Origin of the sequence: Curtobacterium sp. RIT-PI-V (assembly GCF_025642935.1) — a bacterium.
GTDB lineage: Bacteria > Actinomycetota > Actinomycetes > Actinomycetales > Microbacteriaceae > Curtobacterium.
On sequence record NZ_JANZKM010000001.1, the window covers coordinates 60511 to 82189 of the forward strand.

Here is a 21679-nt window from a genome sequence, read left to right on the forward strand (position 1 = left end):
CGTCGCGTGGTCGGCGCGCGTTCCGTGGGCGGCTGGCCCTAGTGCATGTACAGGCCGCCGTCGACGTTGAGCGTCTGGCCCGTGACGAAGCCGGCGTCCTCGCTGATCAGGTAGGCGATCGCCGCGGCGATGTCCCGCGGGGTGCCGATGCGCGGCAGCACGCCGTCCGCTGCCATCTCGGCCTTCCGTTCCTCGGAGAGGGTGCCGCCCATGATGTCGGTGTCGATCGGACCGGGGGCGATGGCGTTGACCGTGACGCCGCGCGGACCGAGCTCGCGGGCCAGGCCACGGGTCAGGCCGATCACGCCGGCCTTCGCCACCGTGTACGGGGTCTTGCTGAAGGTGCCGCCGCCGCGCTGCGCCGAGACCGACGACAGGTTCACGATGCGCCCGTAGCCGTGCTGCACCATCGACTCCGCTGCCCGCAGGCTGGCGAAGTGCACGCCGTCGAGGTTGATCGACAGCACCCGGTGCCACTCCCCCTCGGGCAGGTCGAGGTAGGCGTGCGCGGACGAGACCCCGGCCAGGTTCACCAGTGCGGTGACCGGACGGAGTTCGGTCTCGATCGTGTCGAAGGCCGCCCGGACCGCGGTCTCGTCGGCGACGTTGGCGCCGACGCCGACGGCCCGCACGCCGTGCTGTTCGCGGATCTCGGTGGCGACCTGCTCGCTGGCGGTCTGGTCGAGGTCGATGATCCCGACGTTCCAGCCCGCCGCGGCGAGGTGGTGTGCGGTCGCCCGGCCGATGCCCCGAGGCGAGGCCGCTCCGGTGAGGACGACGGTGTGGTCCTGGTTCTGCGTGTTCGTGGTCATGGTCGTTCCCGTCAGTGGATCGGTGCCGGGCCGAGCTCGTCGAGGAGCTTCTGCATCGCGACGTACGCCTTGTTGCGATAGGCGACGAGCTCCGGCGTCCGGTCGGCGGGCACTTCGAGGTACCCCGCGCCGGACTTCGTGCCGAGTTCGCCCGCGTCGACGTGCTGCTGCAGCGACGGCGGGGTGGCGAAGCGCTCCGGCCAGCGGGTCTGCAGCGACTCGAAGCAGAACGCGTAGACGTCGAGACCGGCCATGTCGGCGATCGCGAACGGGCCGAAGAACGGCAGGCGGAACCCGAACGTGGTCCGCACGATGGTGTCGATGTCGTCGGGGGTGGCGATGCCCTCGTCGGCGATCTTCGTGGCCTCCTCGAACAGCGCGTACTGCAGGCGGTTCAGCACGAACCCCGTCGAGTCCTTCACCCGCGCCGACTGCTTGCCGGTCGCGGCGACGACGGTCTCACCGACCGCGATCGCGTGCTCGTTCGTGGTCGGGTGCGGGATGAGCTCGACACCGGGGATGAACGGTGCCGGGTTCGAGAAGTGCACGCCGAGGAACCGTTCCGGGCCGACGACCGCCTCGGCGAGCGACTCGATCAGGATCGTCGAGGTGTTCGAGCCGATGATCGCGTCGGGGCGGGCGGCTTCGCTGATGCGACGGAGCGTCGCGTGCTTGATCTCGATCTTCTCGGGGACGGCCTCCTCGATGAAGTCGGCCGCGGCGACCGCTTCCTCGATGGAGGCGGCTGCGCTGAGGTGCGCGTCGACGCGTGCCACGGCGTCCGCGGGGAACAGGCCGTCCGCGACGAACTGCTCGGTCTCTGCGATGAGCCGGGCGCGGTTGGACGCGGCGATCTCGGCCGAGACGTCGGCGATCCGGACGGTGTGGCCGGCGAGGGCGAGGACCTGGGCGATACCGCCGCCCATGTAGCCGGATCCGACGACGGCGATGTCGAGGGTGCTCATCGGGTTGCTCCTTCGGTGCTGGTTGCTGCAGTCGTGGTCGCCGTCACCGTCGCGTCGAGCTTCGTCGTCGCGAGGACGGATCGGATGTACTGCTGGTTCGTGGCGCAGACGCCGAGGCTGTCCCCGCCGTACTGCTCGGTCATGACGATCCCGCGGAACCCGTCGGCGACGGCGTCGCGCAGGACCTGGCGGTAGTTGATGAGGCCCGTCTCCATGGTGCTCGGCGCGCTCGTCGCCCAGCTGCCGTCGCCGGCCTCGTCACGCGTGTAGTTCTTCACGTGCAGGTAGTTCGTGTGCGGCATGGTCTTCGCGAAGAGCTCCCGCCAGTCCTCGATCGGCCGGTGCAGGCGGATGAGGTTCGCGACGTCCGCGTTCAGGCCGACGTTGTCGAGCCCGATCTCCTCGACCAGGCGGACCGCGCTGTCGGCGGTACCGAGGTACGTGTCCTCGTACAGTTCGAGCGCCATCGGCAGTCCGACGCTCGCAGCGTGCTCACCGAGCTCCCGCAGGCGCTTGACCGCCGCGTTCCAGACCTCGGGGTCGTCCGGGTCCTTCGGGCCCTGCGCGGTCCAGAACCACAGCGCGCGCTTCTGGGCCTCGGTGAACGGCTGGTGCAGGCCCGTCGAGAACACCTGCATGCCCCACTCGGCCGCCGCGTCGATGGTGCGGTGGGCGTAGGCGAGGTTGTCCTCCTCGTGCCCGGGCTGGATGACGCTCTTGCGCTGCAGGTGCACCGAGGGGATCCCGATGCCGTGCGCCTTGGCGACGGCGAACAGCTCGTCGCGACGGGAGCGCTCGAGGTCCGCGGGGCGGATGTGGCTGTCGGCGAGTTCGGCGAGCGAGAACCCGGCGGCGGCGATCTGTGCGAACACGTCGTCCCATACCTCGGCCGGGGCATCGTGGAACGCGGTGCCGTCGCGAGTGACCTGGGCGAAACCGTGCAGACAGGCGGCGATCGGCCAGGTGTCCGACGTCCAGGTGGTGGGGTCCCAATCCTGGTCGACCCAATCCTGCGGTGTGCTCACGGAATGCTCCTTCGCATGTCGGGGTTCGGCAGTGAACCTCTTTCCTATAGGAAAGATACTCGCACCTCGACAGAGCGCAACCCCGGCGGGATCAGCTCGTGTGCGAAGCGTCCTCGCGCGACCGGAGCCGGACGGCGTCGATGTGGTGCCGCATCGCCGCGACCGCTTCGGCCGGCCCGACCGCGAGGGCATCGACCACCGCTCGGTGCTCGTGCACGGCGCGGTCGGTGTCGTCCCCGCCACCCTCGACGATCTGCCGCATACGGTGCACACGGGTCGTGATGATCTCGGACATCTCCTCGAGGAACGGGTTCCGCGTGGCATCGAAGATCAGCTGGTGGAACTGCCAGTCACTCCGGAAGAACCGGGCCATGAGTTCCTCGGAGGCCTCAGCCACACCGACCGCCGCGACCTCGTCGGCCACCGCAGCCTGCTCGTCGAGCGCCGTGCTGAGCCGCGCCCGCAGGGCGTCGACGTCACCGCGGGCCGCGAGCTCGACCGCGCCGCTCTCCACGATGAGCCGGGCGTCGAACAGCGCCTCGAGCTGGTCCCCAGCGAGGGGCGGGGACACCCGGTAGCCCTTGTTGGCCTCGCGGGTGACGAGGCCGGTGCGTTCGAGCTGCACCAGGGCTTCGCGCACGGGGGTCGGGGAGACGCCGAGGGTTCGGGCGAGCCCGTCGATCGACAGGCGCATGCCCGGTTCGACGTCGTGGCCCATCAGGACCTCGAGCACCCGGTCGTACACGCGGTCACGCAGGCCGAGCTGCGCGATGCGTTCGGTCCCGAAGCCGGGCATGGTCGTGGACATGGGTCGATCCTAGAGAATCCACGAATCTCAACGCCGTCACCTCCACTCAGTACAGCGCCGCGATCCCCCGCGACCTGCTCCGGGGTGCCCTCGCCGCCTTCTGACGGTCAGGACCGGACGCAGCTCACGGAACGCGCACGAACCGCGGCGCCCCGCGATCCCGCAACCGGAACCCGAGGTGCTGGTACAACCCGATCGCCCCGGTGTTCCCCGCGGCCGCGTGCATCAGAGGAGTCTCGCCACGCTCCCGGATCCCGTGCGCCACCGCGAGCACCAGCCGGCGCCCGAGCCCCTGGCCGCGGTACGCCTCGTCCGTGCACACCGCGCTGATCTCGGTCCACCCCGGCGGGTGCAACCGCTCCCCCGCCATCGCGACGAGCCGGCCGTCGCGCCGGATGCCGAGGTACGTGCCGAGCTCGATCGTGCGCGGCAGGAACGGCCCCGGCTTCGTCCGCTCCACCAGCGCCGTCATCTCCGGCACGTCGTCGGGCGTCAGCACGACGGCCTCGTCGTCGGGCGCCCCCTCGATCGCCTCGCCGGTGAGCTGCACGCCGCCGGCGCCCTCGACCGGCTCCCACCCCGACGGCAGGACGGCAGCGGCGCCGACGCCGAGCATCCCGCCCGACCCGAGCAGCGCCCGGACGTCCTCCCAGTCCTGCGGCGTGGGCTGCGCGGGGATGCCCGTCCACACCGACACGTCGGTCTGGTACCGCACGACCTCGCCACGGCGCTCGGCAAACCGCGCGTGGTGGCTGTTCAGTGCGGCCATCGCGGGCGCGTCGAGCACCCGCGTCGGGGTGCCGTCGTCGGCGATCGTCAGGTCGAGGGTCCGGAGCGCCTCGCCGCGGGCATCACCACCCCGGAACCCGAGGTCCTCGATCCGGCGGCGATCGCCGTCGGCCCACCCGGTGGTGTCCGCGACGACCCCGGAGGCGTAGTTGTTCGTGGCGCGTTGCACGACCTGCTCGACCTCCGCTGCCGAGGCCACGAGGACCTCTCCGGGTCGGGGCAGCGCGGTCGAGGTCGGCGCAGTCGTCGTCATCCCACCATTCTCCGCCGCGCCGAGCGCCGCCGGCGCATCGTTGCACCCCGTGACGGCGCGGTGCGAGCACCCCGCCAGCGCCTCACGCCAAGCGCGACGCCACGAACTCCACCATCCGCCGCACCAGCAGCGCCCGCGACGACGCCCGCCGGTACTCGTGCCCTTCACCCGCGAGCTCCAGGTACTCGACGTCGTGCGCCCGCTCCCGCAGCGCCTCGACCACCTGGTGCGCCTCGCCGATCGGGACGTTCGTGTCGAGCTCACCGTGCACGACGAGCAGCGGCGCCGTGACGTCGTCGATCGCCCGCATCGGCGACAGCGCCGCGAGCAGCGCTTCATCGTCGACGGGGTGCCCGTACTTCGTCGCGGCCGCCGAGGCGATCCACGGTTCAGTGTCCCGGTAGAACGTCGCGAAGTCGCTCATCCCGCACACCGCGACCCCGGCCGCGAACACGTCGGGCGTGAACGCCAGGGACGCGAGGGTCGCGTACCCGCCGTACGAGCGCCCCTCGACGGCGACGCGGGAGCGATCGGCGTACCCGTTGGTCACCAGGAACCGCGCGCAGTCGACGACGTCGGCGAGCGCGTTCCACCGCAACGCCAGGTCGTCGGCGTGCACGAACTCGTGCCCGTAGCCGGACGAACCGCGGATGTTCGGGGCGAACACGGTCACCCCGGCGGCGGCGAGCGCCTGGTGCTGCGGCGAGAACGTGGGTCGCTCCTGCGACTCCGGTCCGCCGTGCAGGTGGACGAGCGCTGCGCGCCGGACGGGAGGAACGTCCCGCGTCACGTCATCGTCATCCGCCACCGACGCGGCCGGCCCCACCGCCCGGTACAGCCAGCCGGTCAGCTCCAGTCCGTCACGGGCGGTGAACCGCTCGAGGGTCGGCTCGACCAGCTGCACGTCCGGCAGTGCGGGGACGTCGGTGACCCGGCTCCAGGTGAGCGCGTTCGTGTCGAGCCGCCAGAGTTCCCGTGGTCGGGTCGGTCCCTCGACGGCGAGCAGGACGCTCCGGCCGTCGCGGCTGAGCACCGGGTCGGTGACGACGTAGCCGGGCAGGTCGGGCACCGGGGTGCGCGAGGCGTCGTGGGTGTTGATGAGGTCGAGTTCGCTGCGCCCGTCGACGTTCCAGACGAGCAGCAGCGTGCGGCCGGCGTCGTCGGCGTCGAGGTACTCGAGTTCGGCGTCGGCGCGCTCGATGATCCGTCGAGACGTGCCACGCCAGCCGTGTGGCCCGACCGGCTGGGCGACGAGTCCGCGGCGGGGCAGGGCGGCCTCGGTGGCGACGTAGGCGACGAGGGGGCTGGTCTCGCTCGCGGGCGAGGGCCGCAGGAACGCGATCTCGGCGGACCCGTCGGGGTCGTCGGCGAACAGGGCGTGGCTCTCGTCGGTCAGCCGGTCGACCACGACGACGAACTCCTGGCCGCGCTGCCCGTCACTGAGCACGACGAGCCGTTCCTCCACCGACAGGTCGAGGATGTGGATGAGTTCGCCGACGGCCAGGTCGTCGCGGTCGCCGGACACCGGGTCGACCAGGTACGAGCGGGCCGGCTGCTCGGCCTCGGTCGAGGGCAGCGTGATGACGACCCGGTGCCCACTGCGGCTCCACGGGCCGAGTTCGGCGTGCTGGTACCGCGAACCGGCGATCTGCGCGGCGTCGGTGCCGTCCGGCCGGACCACCCAGACCTGCTGCTTCACGCCACCGTCGGTCGCGATCGCCACGGCGAGCCACTCCCCGTCGGACGACCACGACACCCGGATCACGGGGTCGTCGGACAGTGCGATCCGGACCGGTTCGGGCAGCTCGCCGTCGACGACGACGTCCTGCACGAACACCTCGGGGGTACCGTGCCGGTCGGACACGAACGCCACGCGCCGGGCGTTCCGGGTCATCGTGGGGCCCCACGACCCCCAGGCGACGGCGAGCCGCTCACCCAGGTCGGCCGCGGCCCTGGTCGTGACCGAGGGACGGACGTCGGCCGACGACGCGACGCTCGCCGAGCCTCCAGTCCGGATCGAACCCACGTTCACCGCACCCCCTGCTGCTGCAGCCACATCTCGATCAGGCCGAGCTGCCAGAGCGCGTTCGCGCCGATCTCGGTCCTGGTGCTGTTCGGGTCCTGGAGCATCCGCTCGACCGTACCCGGGTCGAACAGACCGCGCTCACGTGCTTCCGGCGCGTGCAGTGCCGCGCGCACCCGCTCCAGGTAGGGGCCCTCGAGCTGCCGGATCGCGGGTACCGGGAACGACCCCTTGCTGCGGTCGATGACGCTGTCGGGGACGATGCCGCGCGACGCCCGCTTCATCACGCCCTTGCCGCCGTCCGACAGCTTGAGCGCGGGCGGGATCGCACCGGCGAGCTCGACGAACTCGTGGTCCAGGAACGGCACGCGGGCCTCGAGCCCCCACGCCATCGTCATGTTGTCGACGCGCTTGACCGGGTCGTCGACGAGCATCGTCATCGTGTCGCTGCGGAGTGCGGCGTCGACGCTCGTCTCCGCACCCGGAACCGCGAACGCAGCGTCCACGAACGCCGACGGGGTGTCGTCGTCGCTCTTCCAGCGCTCCCCGAGCAGCCCCTGCAGCGCGGGCCAGCGGCGGTCCATGAACACGGAGCGGTAGGCCTCGGCCGCCTGGTCGCGGGGGACGCCCGCGAGCGGCGGGTACCAGTCGTAACCGGCGAGCACCTCGTCGGCACCCTGGCCGGACTGCACGACCTTGACGTGCTGCGAGACCTCCTGCGACAGCAGGTAGAACGCGACGCAGTCGTGGCTGACCATCGGCTCGCTCATCGCGGCGACCGCACCGTCGATGCCGTCGAGCAGGCGCGTCGAGGGGATGTGGATGCGGTGGTGGTCGGTGCCGAAGTGCTCCGCGACCTGGTCCGAGTACTCGAACTCGTCGCCGGACTCACCGCCCGCCGCCTCGAAGCCGATGCTGAACGTGGCGAGGTCCTGCTGCCCGGCCTCGGCGAGCAGTCCGACGACCAGGGACGAGTCGATGCCTCCGGACAACAGCACGCCGACGGGGACGTCGGCCACCATGCGGCGCTCCACCGCGGTGCGGAGCGACCCGATGAACGCCTGCTCCCAGTCCCGGTCGGTCCAGTCGGCCTTGGCGGGGTCGCGTTCGAACCGCGGCTCCCAGTAGACGGTGTCGCGGGAGGTGCCGTCGCGCTCGACCACCCGGACGGTGGCGGGCGGGAGCTTGCCGACGCCGGACAGGATCGTGCGGGGTGCCGGCACGATCGAGTGGAAGCTCATGTAGGACGCGAAGGCGACGGGGTCGATGGACGTGTCGATGCCGCTGCCGGTCCTGCCCGCGCCGCCGTCCCCCGCCAGGATCGCCGGCAGGGAGCTTGCGAACCGGAGCCCACCGCGGACCTCCGCGACGTACAACGGCTTGATGCCGAGCCGGTCCCGCGCGAGCACGAGCCGGCCGCTGGCGTGCTCCCAGATCGCGATGGCGAACATGCCGATCAGGTGCTCGACGAAGGCCGCGCCCCACTCGGCGTAGGCGACGGCGATGACCTCGGTGTCCGACGTCGAGAAGAACTCGTGACCCTTGCCGCGCAGCTCGTCACGCAGCTGCTCGTAGTTGTAGACCATGCCGTTGTAGGCGATCGTCAGTCCGGCCCGGGGCAGCACCATCGGCTGCGCACCGGCGGTGGACAGGTCGACGATCGACAGCCGTCGGTGCCCGAGCGCGACCGGTCCGCGCGCCCACAGTCCGTCGCCGTCGGGGCCGCGGTGCACCATGCACCCCGTCATCCGTGCCACTGCTCCGACGTCCGGGGCCGTGCCGTCGAACCGGATCTCACCCGCGAGTCCACACATCAGCGCTCTCCCTCGGCCGCCGTCGTAGCGGCGGATCCCACGATCCACGTGTCCTTCGCGCCGCCGCCGCGCGACGAGTTCACGACCATGCTGCCCTCGGGTGCGACCCGGGTCAGCGCGACCTCGGCCAGGTGCGCGTCGTCCGCGCCCGTCCCGGTCAGGTAGACGAACGCGCGCAGGTCGACGTGCCGTGGGTCGAGGCCCGCCGGTCCGATGGTCGGGTGCGACGACAGCTGCACGACCTCCTGCCCGACCCAACCGGCAGGATCCGCGGCGATCGCACGCCGTCGCTCGGCGACCTCGGGGGCGCTCGCGCTCGGCCCGATCAGGACCCCGCGACCGCCTTCGCCGTCGACCGGCTTCGTCACGAGTTCACCCACGCGGTCGAGGACCGACAGGCGTTCACCCTCGATGCTCGTACGGTACGTCGGCACCGACTCGAGCAACGGCTTCTCGTCCAGGTAGTACCAGATCAGGTCCGGCACGTTGACGTACATCGCCTTGTCGTCGACGAGCGCGTTGCCGGGGGCGTTCGCCAGGTGGACGCGGCCGGCCTCGGCGGCGTCCAGGATCCCCGGCCCCGCGTCGAGGGCGCTGACGTCGCGGTCGATCCGCAGGTACAGCCCGTCGAGCACGTCGCCGGTCGTCGCGTCGACCACGCGTCCGTCACGGACGTCCAGGTCGGACCCGGCCAGGAGGCGCAGCCCGGCTCCGTCGGCCAGCCTGCGGTGCTCGAACCACGCGCCGGCGGCGGGGCCGTCGCTGACGAGCGCGAGCACCGGGTCCGGGTTGCCGGTCACCGCGGTCGCGTTCGTGCGGAGCGTCTCGCGTAGCCGGTCGGTCACGCCGTGCGGGTCGCGCAGGAGTGCCGGACGGGGCGCGTCGGGCACGACGTCGTCCATGAGCTCGCGGAGTGCGATGCCGTACGCCACCCCTGAGGGCGAGCGCACGTTGTCCTCGAGCACACGCCAGCCACCGAACTCGTTGCGCACCAGGTCGAAGCCGAGCACGGGTGCGCGCACCGCGTGACCGGGCAGGCGCGCAGCATCGGGGTCCCAGCCGTTCGCCCCGACGAACTGGTGCTCGTCCATCACCCCGTCGGCCACGATCCGCCGCTCGCCGTACACGTCGCGCAGGAACAGCTCGATCGCCCGTGCTCGCTGCCCGAGGCCGCGCTCCAGCTGCGACCACTCGTACGCGCTGATCGTGCGCGGCACCAGGTCGCACCCGAACGCCTGCACCCCGCCGTCCACGACGAAGCCGACCTCGTGCTCGCGGGTCCAGGCGTCGCGCGCGGCGCAGTGCTCGTTCGTGGTGTCGGCGTTCCAGGCGGTGAAGTACGTCGCCAGGTCGCGGAACGCCGGACGGGGGCGCGCACCGGGTCCCACCGCTTCGTCGCCGGCACGCACGCGGTACCCGGGGACCGCGACCGCAGGGCCCTCGTCGCGGCCGGACGGGGTGCCGGCGGTGTCCTCGACCACCAGGGCGACGACGTCGTCGAGCTCGCCGCGCTCGGCGTACGCGGTGCGCTGCCGATCGGTGGAGTTACCGCGGGCCAGGGTGTCCTCGAGCAGGTCCGTGACGGTGCCCCAGTCGCCGAGCTCCTCGAGTTCCGGACGCAGGCGGGACACCAGTTGCCGGACGGCGACCTCGGCGGGCAGGCGGTCCGGGTGCTGCCCGAGGCCGAGCAGTTCGCCGCTCAGCCCGGTGCGCGCCGCCTGCCACATCGCCGCACGGTGCAGGGGTTCGCTGCGGGGGTGCCACTCGGAGCCGGACTCGACGGCGATCTCGGCCTTCCGCACCGCGGCCCGGAACAGGCCGGCGATCAGGACCGCGTCGTCGACGATCGGGGTGGCGTCGCAGACCCGGAGTTCGAGCGTCGGGGCGTGCGACGACGGCCGCACGTCGAAGTACGCCATCTTCTTGTCGGCGATCACCCCCGAGGCGATCAGGTCGTCGAGCACCTTGTCGTACTCGGCCGCGTTCGACACCCGACCGAAGCTGCCGGCCGACGGCCACCGCTGCCAGATGATGCTGCGGAACGACGAGTAGCCCGTGTCCTGCCCGTTCCAGAACGGACTCGACGCGCTGAGGGCCAGCAGCACCGGCAGGACCGGGGCGACGCGCTGCGCGATCTGCACCGCCAGGTCACGGTCGCTCACACCGACGTGCACCTGCAGGCCGCAGATGAGCTGCTCGTCGACGAGCATCCGGTACTGCTCCTGCATCCGGCCGTAGCGCCCGCCGCTGGTCAGTTCGAAATCGGCGTACTCGGACCGCGGCGCGGTGCCCACCGATGCGATGGTCACCCCGGCCGGTGCGATCGCGGCGCTGAGCTCCCGGCGCAGGTCGACGATCACCCGCCGCAGGTCGTCGAGGGTGCGCACCACGGGGGTGTTCGTCTCGATGGTCGTGCGCTGCAGTTCCGCGCCGAAGCGGTCGGCGGGCAGCTTGGGCAGAAGGCGCGGGGCCTTCGCGGAAAGTCGGCCGGACTCGAGGTCGATGAGGTGCAGCTCTTCCTCGGCGCCGAGCGTCAGCTCTGCACTCATGGCTGGAACCTACGCGCGGCGGCTGTGGCGCGCGCCGCGGCACACCGCCCGACTCGCGTCCGTAACACGCCCGTCAATCGAGCGTCACGAGCACTGGTAGAGCACGACGTCACCCCGTGCGAGGTTGCACACTCCGTGCCTGGTTACGAGCGCGCACCGAGTGGCCAACCTCGCACCAGCCGCGAACCGTCAGCCCCGTGTCCGAGCCAGGCGGCGGTTCAGCGCACCGTTCAGCAGCGCCACGAGCAACCCCACCGCGAACACCAGCGTCCCGAAGCACAGCACCTGCGGCGGCATCCCGGCCTTCGCGGCGCCGTAGACGAACAGGGGGAACGTGACCGCGGGCCCGGCGACGAACGAGGTGATGACGTAGTCGTCGATCGACATCGCGAGCGCCAGCAGCCCGGCCGCGAGCATGCCCGGCGCGAGCAACGGCAGCGTCACGAGCCGGAAGGCCTGGAACGGCGTCGCGCCGAGGTCGCTCGCGGCCTCTTCGAGCACCCGCGACGTGCCGGAGATCCGGGCGCGGAGCACCACCACGACGTACGCGACGTCGAACGCCACGTGGGTGATGAGCACGGTCAGGAACCCGGTGCCGAGCCCCACCGACAGGAAGAACGACAGCGACGCCGACCCGACCACGATGGACGGCGCCGCGATGTCCGCGAACACCACGGCGTTCACGGCACCGCGACCGGGGAACCGGTACCGCTCGAGTGCCAGGGCCAGCGGCAGGCCGATCGCGACCGAGATGATCGCGGCCAGGAACGCGACGACGACCGAGGTGACGAACGCGGCGCCGAGCCCGGACACGTTGACCAGGTTCGCGTACCAGTACGTCGTGAAGCCGTTCCACGCGAACGACAGCCGGTTCGTCGGGGCGTCGTTGAACGAGTACACGATCATGTAGACGATCGGCACGAGCGTGATCGCGATGGTGACCCAGTAGACGATCGCGAGCCAGGGCCCGCGGCGGTTCACGCCGTGGCGGTGGACGACGGGCGACGAGGTGGTCACGGTGGACGGACGAGACGGTGCGACGGCGGTCATACGAGGTCCTCGAGGTCGTCGGTGCCGGAGACGCGGGCGTAGATGAACAGGATGATGCCGAGCACGACCATGAGCACGGTCGACAGTGCCGCGGCGACGTTGTACTGCTGGTTGCCGGAGTAGGCGTCCTGGATCGCCTGGCCGATCGTGTACGTGTTCGTGCCGCCGAGCAGCGCCGAGTTCACCGGGTCGCCGACGCTGTCGATGAACACGAGCAGGACGCCGGCGAAGATGCCCGAGCGGGACAGCGGCAGCGTGGTGTGCCAGAACGCCCGGAACTTGCCGGCGTACAGGTCGTTGGCGGCTTCGCCGAGTCGCGGGTCGATGCGTTCGAGTGCGGCGTAGATCGGCAGGACCATGAACGCCAGGTCGTTGTAGGCGTCACCGAAGATCACCGCGCCACCGGTGCCGAGGATGTGGAAGTCCTTGCCCGCCAGACCGATCGTCTGCAGGAACGTGACGACCGGGCCCTGCGACGCGAGCACGAACGCCCACATGTCGGTGCGGATGATGAACGACACCAGGAAGCTCACGAACACGAGCATGAGCAGCGGGTTCTTCCACCGCGGCGACACCCGGAACGCGATGAAGTACGCCACCGGGTACCCCACGATGATGGTCACGACTGTGGCAGCGGCGCCGTACCAGAGCGACCGGAGCAGGAACGTCAGGTAGGGCACCTGCGGGTCGATGAACAGGGAGCCGTAGATCCCCCAGTTCCACGTGAAGGTGTACCCGTCGTCCGGGTTGCCCGACATGAGCGAGACGATGAGCCCGGACACGAGCGGGATGACGAAGAACACGCAGAGGTACGCGGTCCCGACCAGCGCGAGCAGGAAGGGCGTACTGCGACGGCGCCCCCGACGGACCGGAGCCGGACCGGCGCCCGGTGTCGGTGCGGCGCCCGGGCCGGCGACCCCGACGGCCGTCACGACTGCACCACCGCGTTGAAGATGCCGTTCCACTCCGAGTACTCGTCGTAGTTCTCGAACACCCGGAACTCGTGCGACCGGTCCAGCACGTCGGAGTCCGGGAACACCAGCGGACTGTCCGCCACCGTCGCGTCGTCGAGCTCGTCGCGGACGTAGGCCTCGGCGCCGGGGACCGGGCACACGTAGTTGACCCAGTCCTCGACGATGCCGGCGATCTTCGGCGTGTAGTAGAAGTCCATCCACTCGAGGGCGGCCACCGGGTTCGCTGCCTGCCGGGGGATCATGAGGTTGTCGTGCCACATCATCTGGCCCTCCTCCGGCGTGACGAACTGCAGGTCCTCGAACCCGGACTGCTGCGCCTGGAAGACGTCGCCGGACCAGGCCTGGGTGATCCAGGTGTCGCCGTTCTCGAGCTTGTTGATGTAGCTCTGGTCGTAGAAGCCGGTCACGCTGGGGCGCAGTTTCCGCAACCAGGCCTGCGCTCTCCGCCAGTCCGCCGGGGTCGACGTCTCCGGGGCGATGCCGTTCGCGAGCAGTCCGAGGGAACCGAGCTCGGTGTTGTCGCTCATCAACCCGACGCGGCCCGCGAACGCCGGGTCGAGCAGGTCCTGGAACGACGTGATCTCGCGGTCGATGTACTTCGGGTTGTAGGCGATCCCGGTGAACCCGGTCTGCCAGACGACGGAGTGCTTGTTGCCGGGGTCGTAGGTCGGGTCCTTCACCGAGTCACCCGCGTTCGCCGCGAAGTTCGGCAGCCGCGAGTGGTCGAGCTCGCACACGAAGCCGTTCTTGATCATCTGCGTCAGTTCGAACCCGTTGGTCATCACGACCAGGTCGTAGCCGGTGGCGCCCTGCGCCCGCAGGATCGGCGAGACGGTCGCGTAGAACGTCGCGTTGTCCTGGATCACCGCCTGGTAGTCGACACTGATGCCGGTGGCCTTCTGGAACAGCGCGAGGGACTCGGACTTGCCGTGGTCGGAGTCGATGTAGAGCGGCCAGTTCGCGAAGTTCAGCTGCTTCGTCGCCTTGGCGTCCTTCCAGAACGCGGTCCAGTCGACGGCGTTCTCGGCGCCGGAGGCGGCTGAGCCCTTGATGCTGCACCCCGTGAGCAGCGCCGCGAGCGCGGCGGCTCCACCGCCGGCCAGCAGGCCGCGTCGGCTGACGCGCGCGGACGTCAGTCCGCGCAGCAGGTCCGGGCCGGGTCCCCCGCCGGTCACGCGAGCGATCCTGCCGTGGCGGGTGCGGACTGGAGGCCCGTGGCGGCGTGGGTGGTGACGGTCCGGTCGGACGCGGGGTGCGCCTCCAGGCCGAAACCGTGGTCGACGCCCCACGTGAGCCAGACCTCGGTGCCGGCCGGGATCCGCGGTCCGCCCTTGGAGTTCTGCGCGAAGACGGAGACGCGGCCGGCACCGGGGACGTCCACCAGGTACTGGGTGCTGACGCCGGAGAACGAGACGTCGACCACGCGGCCGGGCCCGAGGATGCTGCGGCCGGCTTCGGGGGTGGGCTCCGAGGTGCGGATCTTGAGCTTCTCCGGACGGACGCCGACGACGACGCTGCCCGTGGTCCGGACGGCGCGGTCGGCCGGGACGGCGATGGTGCCCGCCGGGGTCGCGACCACGAGCAGCGGGCCGTCGGCGCCGCGGACCTCGCCCTCGAGCAGGTTCGACTGGCCGAGGAAGTTCGCGACGAACGCGGTGCGGGGCAGTTCGTACAGGTCCTGGGGGCTGCCCATCTGCTCGATCCGACCACCGTTCATGACGGCGACCGTGTCGGCCATCGTCATCGCTTCTTCCTGGTCGTGCGTGACGTGCAGGAAGGTGAGCCCGACCTCGGCCTGGATCGTCTTGAGTTCGAGCTGCATCTGGTGCCGGAGCTTCAGGTCCAGCGCACCGAGCGGCTCGTCGAGCAGCAGGAGTGCCGGCCGGTTCACGATCGCGCGGGCCAGGGCGACGCGCTGCTGCATGCCGCCGGACAGGGAAGCAGGGCGCTTGTCGGCCGAGGCATCGAGCTCGACCAGGTGCAGGGCCTCGCGCGCCTTCGTCATCGGGTCCGGGATCCGTCGCCGCTTCAGGCCGAACGCGACGTTGTCGAGCACGCTCATGTGCGGGAACAGCGCGTAGTTCTGGAACACCGTGTTGACGGGCCGCTGGTACGGCTTCGTGTCGGTGACGTCCTCGCCGCCGATCGTGATGGTGCCGCTCGTGGGCTCCTCGAGCCCGGCGACCAGTCGCAGGGTCGTGGTCTTGCCGCAGCCCGAGGGGCCGAGCAGGGCGAAGAACGAGCCGGCCGGCACCGTCAGGTCGAGCGCGTCGACCGCGGTGTGCCCGGGGAACGACTTGGTGATCTGCTCGAGCCGGAGATCGGCTCCGGATTCGGCGAACGTGCCGGTCATTGCCATGGTGCCTCCTGCTGCTTCGGAAGGATCGGGGTCAGCCGATGTAGGACATGACGTGCTTGATGCGGGTGTAGTCGTCGAACCCGTACTGGGACAGGTCCTTGCCGTAGCCGGAGTGCTTGAAGCCGCCGTGCGGCATCTCGGCGACGATCGGGATGTGGGTGTTGATCCACACGCACCCGAAGTCCAGGTCGCGGGCGAAGCGCATCGCCCGCGAGTGGTCGGTCGTCCACACCGAGCTCGCGAGCCCGTACTCGACGTCGTTCGCGGCGCGCAGCGCTTCGTCCTCGGTCGTGAAGCGCTGCACGGTCTGCACCGGGCCGAACACCTCCTGCTGCACGATGCGGTCGTCCTGGCGCAGGCCGGACACGATCGTGGCCTGGTGGAAGTAGCCGACGTCGCCCTGCCGCCCGCCGCCGAGCTCGATCGTGGCGTGGTCGGGCAGGGTGTCGACGAAGGACCGGACCTGGGCGAGCTGGTTCGCGTTGTTCACCGGGCCGAAGTACGGGGTGGCCGTGTCGGCGCCGGTGGTCGCGGTCGCACGTGCTGAGGCGGCGAGCGCCGCCACGAACTCGTCGTGGATGCCGTCCTGCACGAGCACCCGGGTGGCGGCGGTGCAGTCCTGCCCGGCGTTGAAGAACCCCGCGGCGACGATGCCGGCGACGGCGGACGGGATGTCGGCGTCGTCGAACACGATCACCGGGGCCTTGCCGCCGAGCTCGAGGTGGGTGCGCTTCAGGTCGCCGGCGGCGGCGCGGGCGACCTCCGTGCCGGCGCGGACGGACCCGGTGATGGACACGAGCTGCGGGGTCGGGTGGTCGATCATCGCGGCGCCGGTGGTGCGGTCCCCGACCACGACGTTGAGCACGCCGGGCGGCAGGAACTCGGCGGCGACCTCGGCGAGCAGCAGGGTGGAGAGCGGGGTGGTGTCGCTCGGTTTGAGCACGGTGGTGTTCCCCGCGGCGAGCGCCGGGGCGAACTTCCACACCGCCATGTTGAGCGGGTAGTTCCACGGGGTGACCTGGGCGACGACGCCGATGGGCTCGCGCCGGACGAACGAGGTGTGGTCGGCCATGTACTCGCCGGCGCTGCGGCCCTCGAGGTTGCGGGCGGCGCCGGCGAAGAAGCGGATCTGGTCGACGGACAGCAGGATCTCGTCCTCGACCAGGGTGGCTCGGGGCTTGCCGGTGTCGAGGGACTCGAGGTCGGCGAACTCCGATGCCCGCTCTTCCATGGCGTCCGCGATCCGGTACAGCGCGAGCTGTCGTTCGCCGGGGGTCGTGCGGCGCCAGGTCGCGAAGGCGGTGCTCGCGCTCGTGAACGCGGCGTCGACGTCGGCAGCCGTGGACACGGGGGACGTGCCGTAGACCTGCTCGGTGGTGGGGTCGACCAGGTCGAACCGGGTGTCCGCGCCCGACTCGACGAAGGACCCACCGACGAAGTTGCGCACCTCGTGCGTCGTGGTCACCGTTTCCGTCGTGTCCAGCATGGCGGTGATCCTGACACGGATTCCGGCGGTTCGGAAGAAGGATCCGGAGGTTGTGGAGAACCGTAACAACGGAAATCGTCGCGAAACACGGTGTTCACAACGGAATCCCTTGCGCGGTCCGGACCTCGCTGCCATGCTGTCCGGCATGGCGGCAGCACCACGACGTCCGGGACCGATCGACGACACCTCGAAGCGGATCATCGAACAACTCCAGGCGGACGGCCGCCGTCCGTACGGCGAGATCGGCAAGGCCGTCGGTCTCAGCGAGGCGGCGGTCCGGCAGCGCGTCCAGAAGCTCACCGAGACCGGCGTCATGCAGATCGTCGCGGTCACCGACCCGATGCAGCTCGGCTTCCACCGGCAGGCGATGATCGGCATCCGGGTCAGCGGCGACACCCGAACAGTCGCCGATGCCCTCGAACAGCTGCCGGCGGTCGACTACCTCGTCATGACCGCCGGCAGCTTCGACCTGATGGTCGAGGTCGTCTGCGAGGACGACGACGACCTGATCGAACTGCTCAACGGCACGATCCGGGCCATCCCGGGCGTCGCCGGCACCGAGACCTTCGTCTACCTGCAACTCCGCAAACAGCTCTACGACTGGGGAACGCGATGACCATCTCCGAAACGACCAGCGGCCAGGCCACCGGCCAGTCCACCCGCCTCGGGTCCTACGACCCGTTCGCCCCGGTCGACGACGCCGACCTGCAGCGGAAGTCCCGGGACCACCTGTGGATGCACTTCGCCCGACACGGTGCGAACCAGGCCGGTGCCGACGTGCCGATCATGGTGCGCGGCGAGGGCCACCACGTCTACGACAGCCACGGCAAGGGCTACATCGACGGGCTGTCCGGCCTGTTCGTCGTCGCCGCCGGCCACGGTCGGAAGCGCCTGGCCGAGATGGCGGCGAAGCAGGCGGAGACGCTGAGCTTCTTCCCGATCTGGTCCTACGCGCACCCGGCGGCCATCGAGCTCGCCGACCGTCTGGCCGAGCACGCCCCCGGCGACCTCAACAAGGTCTTCTACTCGACGGGCGGCGGCGAAGCGGTGGAGACCGCCTTCAAGCTCGCGAAGTACTACTGGAAGCTCCAGGGCAAGCCCATGAAGCACAAGGTCATCTCGCGCGCGGTCGCCTACCACGGCACTCCGCAGGGTGCCCTGGCGATCACCGGCATCCCGGCGATGAAGCAGATGTTCGAGCCCCTGACGCCCGGCGGCTTCCGGGTGCCGAACACGAACTACTACCGCGCCGAGGAGATGGGCTTCCCTGGCGGTACCGAAGAGCAGTTCGGCTTCTGGGCGGCCGAGCGCATCCGCGAGATGATCGAGTTCGAGGGCCCTGACACCGTCGCGGCGGTGTTCCTCGAGCCGGTGCAGAACTCCGGCGGCTGCTTCACCCCGCCGCCCGGGTACTTCCAGCGGGTGCGCGAGATCTGTGACGAGTACGACGTCCTGCTCGTCTCGGACGAGGTGATCTGCGCCTTCGGACGGATCGGCACCATGTTCGCCTGCGACACCTACGACTTCGTGCCGGACATGATCACGTGCGCGAAGGCGATGACCTCGGGCTACTCCCCCATCGGCGCGACCATCATCAGCGACAAGCTCTTCGAGCCGTTCGCCAAGGGCGACACGACCTTCTACCACGGGTACACGTTCGGCGGGCACCCGGTGTCGGCCGCCGTCGCGATGGAGAACCTCGACATCTTCGAGGAAGAGGGCCTGCTCGCGAACGTGCGACAGAACGCGCCGCTGTTCAAGGCCGAGCTCGACACCCTGAAGGACCTGCCGATCGTCGGTGACGTCCGCGGTGACGGCTACTTCTACGGCATCGAGCTCGTCAAGGACAAGGCCACCAAGACGACCTTCGACGACGACGAGTCCGAGCGGCTGCTGCGCGGGTTCCTGTCGAAGGCACTGTTCGACGCCGGGCTGTACTGCCGGGCCGACGACCGTGGCGACCCGGTCGTGCAGCTCGCTCCGCCGCTGACCATCGGGCAGCCGGAGTTCCGCGAGATCACCTCGATCCTGCGGAGCGTCCTGTCCGAGGCCTCGTCGAAGATCTGATCGTGAGCGGCTACCGGGGCGTCTCGTTCTGGCTCGACCAGCTCGCGTCCACCGGACGCGACGACCTGGCGCCCCGACCGCCGCTCGACGGCGACACGACCGCGGACGTCGCGATCGTCGGCGGTGGACTGACGGGTCTCTGGACCGCTTGGTACCTGCACCAGGCCGACCCGGGCCTCCAGATCGTCGTCCTGGAACGCGAGATCGCCGGGTTCGGTGCCTCCGGTCGCAACGGGGGCTGGTGCTCGGCGCTGTTCCCGCGATCCGCCGAGTCCGTCGCGCGGGAGCACGGCCGCGACGCCGCACTCGCGCTGCGCCGAGCGATGCGCGACACCGTCGACGAGGTCGGCCGCGCAGCGGCCGAAGCCGGGGTCGACTGCGACTACGTGAAGGGCGGCACCGTCCTCTACGCGCGCTCGGCCGTGCAGGAACGCGCGGCCCACGACGAGGTCGCCTCGTCGGCCGAGTGGGGCGACGCCATGACCTGGCGCGCGGCCCGGCCCGGCGACGCCGCCGGATCCGCGGGGGTCGCGTGGACCCCGGACTGCGCGCGGGTGCAGCCCGCCGCGCTGGTGCGTGGCCTGGCGGCCGCCCTGGAGGCCCGGGGCGTCCGGATCGCGGAGCACACGCCCGCCTCGTCGTGGGACCACGGGCGTGTGGTCACGTCGCGTGGGACCGTCACGACCGGCGCGGTCGTCATCGCGGTCGAGGGGTACGGCGCACAGCTCGAACAGACGAAGCGGCGGATCCTGCCGCTCTACTCGCTCATGATCGCCACGGCTCCGCTGCCCGCGGCGGTGTGGGACCGCATCGGCCTGGAGCACGGGCAGACGTTCTCCGACTACCGGCACCTGCTCGTGTACGGCCAGCGCACGGCGGACGACCGACTGGCGTTCGGCGGACGCGGAGCCCGCTACCACTGGGGGTCCGCGATCACCCCCGGCTACGACCGGGTCCCACGTGTGTTCGAGCACCTGCGGCGGTCGCTGGTGGAGTTGTTCCCCGCCGTCGCCGACGCCCCGGTCACCCACACGTGGGGCGGCCCGCTCGGGGTGCCGCGCGACTGGTGCGCGTCGGTCACCTGGGACGGGCACGTCGGCACCGCCGGCGGCTACGTCGGCGACGGACTCTCCACGACGAACCTCGCCGGGCGGACGCTCGCCGACCTCGTGCGCGGAGTCGCGTCGCCGCTCACCGCGCTGCCGTGGGTGAACCACCGATCGCCCGACTGGGAGCCCGAGCCGCTCCGGTTCCTCGGGGCGAACGCCGGGCTCGTGGCGACCGACCTGGCCGACCGCGAAGAAGCCCTGACCGGACGGCCGAGCCTGGCGGCGAGGCTGATGGCACCCCTGACCGGAGGCCACTGATGGCTGCGCTCGATGCCGACGTCGTCGTCGTCGGGGCCGGGGTCGCCGGGCTCGCCGCTGCCCGGGCGCTCGCACTCGACGGCCAGCGGGTGGTCGTGCTCGAGGCCCGCGACCGGATCGGCGGCCGCACCTGGACCGACACCGAGCTCGGCGTGCCCGTGGACCTCGGCGCCTCGTGGATCCACGGCGTCGACGGCAACCCGCTCTGGGCCCTGGCTCCCCGGTTCGGCATCGAGACCGTCGAGTTCACCGTCGGGAGCTTCCAGTTCGACGGCCGGCCGATCGCGTGGCACGGGCCCTCCGGCGCGCCGCTGTCCGAGGCGTCGGCCTCGGCGTTCGTCGCGGACCTGCACACCGTCGACGTCGCCCTGGACACCGTCGTCGCACACGCTCCACCGCCCTCGACGTACGCGGCCGCCGTCGACACCGTGCTGCGGTCCCTGCAGTGGCAGGGCGACCGGGCCGCGCGGGTCCGCGAGTACACGGCGCACCGCTCCGAGGACCTCTGCGGCGCACCCGTGACCGTCCTCGACGCCCGCGGCCTCGAAGAGGAACACGTCCCCGGCGACGAGGTGGTGTTCCCCGGCGGCTACGCCCAGTACGCCGCCGCCCTGGCCGAGGGGCTGGACGTCCGACTGTCCGCGGTCGTGCGGTCGGTGACGCAGTCCGCGACGGGTGTCGTGGTCGGACTCGCGGACGGTTCGTCGGTCACGGCGGACGACGTCGTCGTGACCGTCCCACTCGGGGTGCTGCAGGCCGGTGACGTGACGTTCGACCCACCGCTCGCCGAGACGGTCACCGGTGCGATGCGCCGGCTCGGGATGGGCGTCTACGACAAGGTGTTCCTGCGGTTCCCGGAGCGGTTCTGGGGCGAGTCGTGGGTGGTCCGCCAGCAGGGGTCGGCCGGTGTCGACTGGCACTCCTGGTACGACATGTCCCGCGTGACCGGAGCGCCCGTACTGGCCGCACTGGTCGGTGGGACCGGGGCCCGACGAATCGAGACCCTGCCGGACGCCATGATCGTGGAAGAGGGCATCGGCGGCCTGCGGCGGATGTTCGGCCCCTCGGTCCCCGAACCCGAGGCGTTCCGGATCACCCGGTGGGCCGACGACCCGTTCGCACGCGGCTCCTACTCGTACCTGCACGTCGGGGCGTCACCGGACGACCACGACCTGCTCGGCACGGTGTCCGGCCGGGTGCAGCTCGCCGGCGAAGCCACGTGGGGCGACGACCCGGCGACCGTGCACGGCGCCCTGCTGTCCGGACTGCGGGCGGCCGGGCGGTTGCTCGGCTCCGAGGTCGACCCGCTCGTGCTCGCGACGCCCGTCGGCGGCTGAT

General features: G+C 71.0%; 17 protein-coding genes. 4 read left to right on the forward strand and 13 right to left on the reverse strand.

All coding sequences use genetic code 11. The annotated features are described in order from the left end of the window. Positions 1-38 precede the first annotated feature (38 nt). The 13 genes from OGL88_RS00315 to OGL88_RS00375 all read right to left on the reverse strand — a co-directional run bounded on the left by OGL88_RS00315 (position 39) and on the right by OGL88_RS00375 (position 16907). Entirely contained in the window at positions 39-812 is a 774-nt protein-coding gene (locus OGL88_RS00315) for an SDR family NAD(P)-dependent oxidoreductase (protein WP_263054908.1), read from the reverse strand. Between the two features lie 11 nt (positions 813-823). Next, on the reverse strand, positions 824-1777 hold the full coding sequence (locus OGL88_RS00320; protein ID WP_263054909.1) for a 3-hydroxyacyl-CoA dehydrogenase family protein: 954 nt from the start codon (positions 1775-1777) through the stop codon (positions 824-826). Next, positions 1774-2802: a sugar phosphate isomerase/epimerase family protein gene (locus OGL88_RS00325; protein ID WP_263054910.1), complete on the reverse strand. Its 1029-nt coding sequence runs from the start codon at positions 2800-2802 to the stop codon at positions 1774-1776. Before OGL88_RS00325 ends, OGL88_RS00320 begins: the two co-directional genes overlap by 4 nt. A gap of 91 nt (positions 2803-2893) precedes the next feature. Continuing rightward, positions 2894-3610 (reverse strand): GntR family transcriptional regulator, encoded by a 717-nt coding sequence (locus OGL88_RS00330; RefSeq protein ID WP_263054911.1) that lies wholly within the window; start codon positions 3608-3610, stop codon positions 2894-2896. 124 nt (positions 3611-3734) lie between these two features. Next, positions 3735-4652: a GNAT family N-acetyltransferase gene (locus OGL88_RS00335; RefSeq protein ID WP_263054912.1), complete on the reverse strand. Its 918-nt coding sequence runs from the start codon at positions 4650-4652 to the stop codon at positions 3735-3737. Between the two features lie 82 nt (positions 4653-4734). Next, complete coding sequence (locus OGL88_RS00340) at positions 4735-6684, reverse strand: S9 family peptidase (RefSeq protein ID WP_263089311.1); 1950 nt, start codon at positions 6682-6684, stop codon at positions 4735-4737. Then, on the reverse strand, positions 6681-8489 hold the full coding sequence (locus OGL88_RS00345) for an N-acetylglutaminylglutamine amidotransferase (RefSeq protein WP_263054914.1): 1809 nt from the start codon (positions 8487-8489) through the stop codon (positions 6681-6683). The genes OGL88_RS00340 and OGL88_RS00345 overlap by 4 nt, the downstream gene beginning before the upstream one ends. Further along, positions 8489-11038 (reverse strand): carboxylate--amine ligase/circularly permuted type 2 ATP-grasp protein, encoded by a 2550-nt coding sequence (locus OGL88_RS00350; protein ID WP_263054915.1) that lies wholly within the window; start codon positions 11036-11038, stop codon positions 8489-8491. The genes OGL88_RS00345 and OGL88_RS00350 overlap by 1 nt, the downstream gene beginning before the upstream one ends. Before the next feature lie 189 nt (positions 11039-11227). After that, a complete protein-coding gene (locus OGL88_RS00355; RefSeq protein WP_123671284.1) occupies positions 11228-12088 on the reverse strand; it encodes an ABC transporter permease in 861 nt (286 codons plus the stop codon). Continuing rightward, complete coding sequence (locus tag OGL88_RS00360) at positions 12085-13020, reverse strand: ABC transporter permease (RefSeq protein WP_263054916.1); 936 nt, start codon at positions 13018-13020, stop codon at positions 12085-12087. Before OGL88_RS00360 ends, OGL88_RS00355 begins: the two co-directional genes overlap by 4 nt. Beyond that, the gene (locus OGL88_RS00365) at positions 13017-14237 is read right to left on the reverse strand and encodes an ABC transporter substrate-binding protein (RefSeq protein ID WP_263054917.1); all 1221 of its coding nucleotides are present in this window, start codon (positions 14235-14237) and stop codon (positions 13017-13019) included. The genes OGL88_RS00360 and OGL88_RS00365 overlap by 4 nt, the downstream gene beginning before the upstream one ends. Further along, the gene (locus OGL88_RS00370; RefSeq protein ID WP_263054918.1) at positions 14234-15421 is read right to left on the reverse strand and encodes an ABC transporter ATP-binding protein; all 1188 of its coding nucleotides are present in this window, start codon (positions 15419-15421) and stop codon (positions 14234-14236) included. The genes OGL88_RS00365 and OGL88_RS00370 overlap by 4 nt, the downstream gene beginning before the upstream one ends. Before the next feature lie 31 nt (positions 15422-15452). After that, positions 15453-16907, reverse strand: a complete 1455-nt coding sequence (locus tag OGL88_RS00375; protein WP_263054919.1) for a gamma-aminobutyraldehyde dehydrogenase — start codon at positions 16905-16907, stop codon at positions 15453-15455. Between the two features lie 133 nt (positions 16908-17040). Here OGL88_RS00375 and OGL88_RS00380 point away from each other — a divergent pair, with 133 nt between their 5' ends. The 4 genes from OGL88_RS00380 (at position 17041) to OGL88_RS00395 (ending at position 21678) form a co-directional block, all read left to right on the forward strand. Beyond that, positions 17041-17523 carry an Lrp/AsnC family transcriptional regulator gene (locus OGL88_RS00380; RefSeq protein ID WP_035809531.1) on the forward strand — a complete coding sequence of 161 codons (483 nt, stop codon included), beginning with the start codon at positions 17041-17043 and terminating at the stop codon, positions 17521-17523. Between the two features lie 119 nt (positions 17524-17642). Continuing rightward, positions 17643-18974, forward strand: coding sequence for an aspartate aminotransferase family protein (locus OGL88_RS00385; RefSeq protein WP_240347678.1), 1332 nt, complete (start codon positions 17643-17645; stop codon positions 18972-18974). Between the two features lie 2 nt (positions 18975-18976). Further along, positions 18977-20341, forward strand: coding sequence for an NAD(P)/FAD-dependent oxidoreductase (locus OGL88_RS00390; RefSeq protein ID WP_263054921.1), 1365 nt, complete (start codon positions 18977-18979; stop codon positions 20339-20341). After that, the gene (locus OGL88_RS00395) at positions 20341-21678 is read left to right on the forward strand and encodes a flavin monoamine oxidase family protein (RefSeq protein WP_263054922.1); all 1338 of its coding nucleotides are present in this window, start codon (positions 20341-20343) and stop codon (positions 21676-21678) included. Before OGL88_RS00390 ends, OGL88_RS00395 begins: the two co-directional genes overlap by 1 nt. Position 21679 lies beyond the last annotated feature (1 nt).

What these genes read in the sequence shown, in the direction of transcription:
- OGL88_RS00315 (WP_263054908.1), bottom strand. Translation starts at nt 812, where the DNA reads ATGACCACGAACACGCAGAACCAGGACCACACCGTCGTCCTCACCGGA.
- OGL88_RS00320 (WP_263054909.1), bottom strand. Translation starts at nt 1,777, where the DNA reads ATGAGCACCCTCGACATCGCCGTCGTCGGATCCGGCTACATGGGCGGC.
- OGL88_RS00330 (WP_263054911.1), bottom strand. Translation starts at nt 3,610, where the DNA reads ATGTCCACGACCATGCCCGGCTTCGGGACCGAACGCATCGCGCAGCTC.
- OGL88_RS00335 (WP_263054912.1), bottom strand. Translation starts at nt 4,652, where the DNA reads ATGACGACGACTGCGCCGACCTCGACCGCGCTGCCCCGACCCGGAGAG.
- OGL88_RS00345 (WP_263054914.1), bottom strand. Translation starts at nt 8,489, where the DNA reads ATGTGTGGACTCGCGGGTGAGATCCGGTTCGACGGCACGGCCCCGGAC.
- OGL88_RS00350 (WP_263054915.1), bottom strand. Translation starts at nt 11,038, where the DNA reads ATGAGTGCAGAGCTGACGCTCGGCGCCGAGGAAGAGCTGCACCTCATC.
- OGL88_RS00355 (WP_123671284.1), bottom strand. Translation starts at nt 12,088, where the DNA reads ATGACCGCCGTCGCACCGTCTCGTCCGTCCACCGTGACCACCTCGTCG.
- OGL88_RS00370 (WP_263054918.1), bottom strand. Translation starts at nt 15,421, where the DNA reads ATGGCAATGACCGGCACGTTCGCCGAATCCGGAGCCGATCTCCGGCTC.
- OGL88_RS00375 (WP_263054919.1), bottom strand. Translation starts at nt 16,907, where the DNA reads ATGCTGGACACGACGGAAACGGTGACCACGACGCACGAGGTGCGCAAC.
- OGL88_RS00380 (WP_035809531.1), top strand. Translation starts at nt 17,041, where the DNA reads ATGCTGTCCGGCATGGCGGCAGCACCACGACGTCCGGGACCGATCGAC.
- OGL88_RS00385 (WP_240347678.1), top strand. Translation starts at nt 17,643, where the DNA reads ATGCACTTCGCCCGACACGGTGCGAACCAGGCCGGTGCCGACGTGCCG.
- OGL88_RS00395 (WP_263054922.1), top strand. Translation starts at nt 20,341, where the DNA reads ATGGCTGCGCTCGATGCCGACGTCGTCGTCGTCGGGGCCGGGGTCGCC.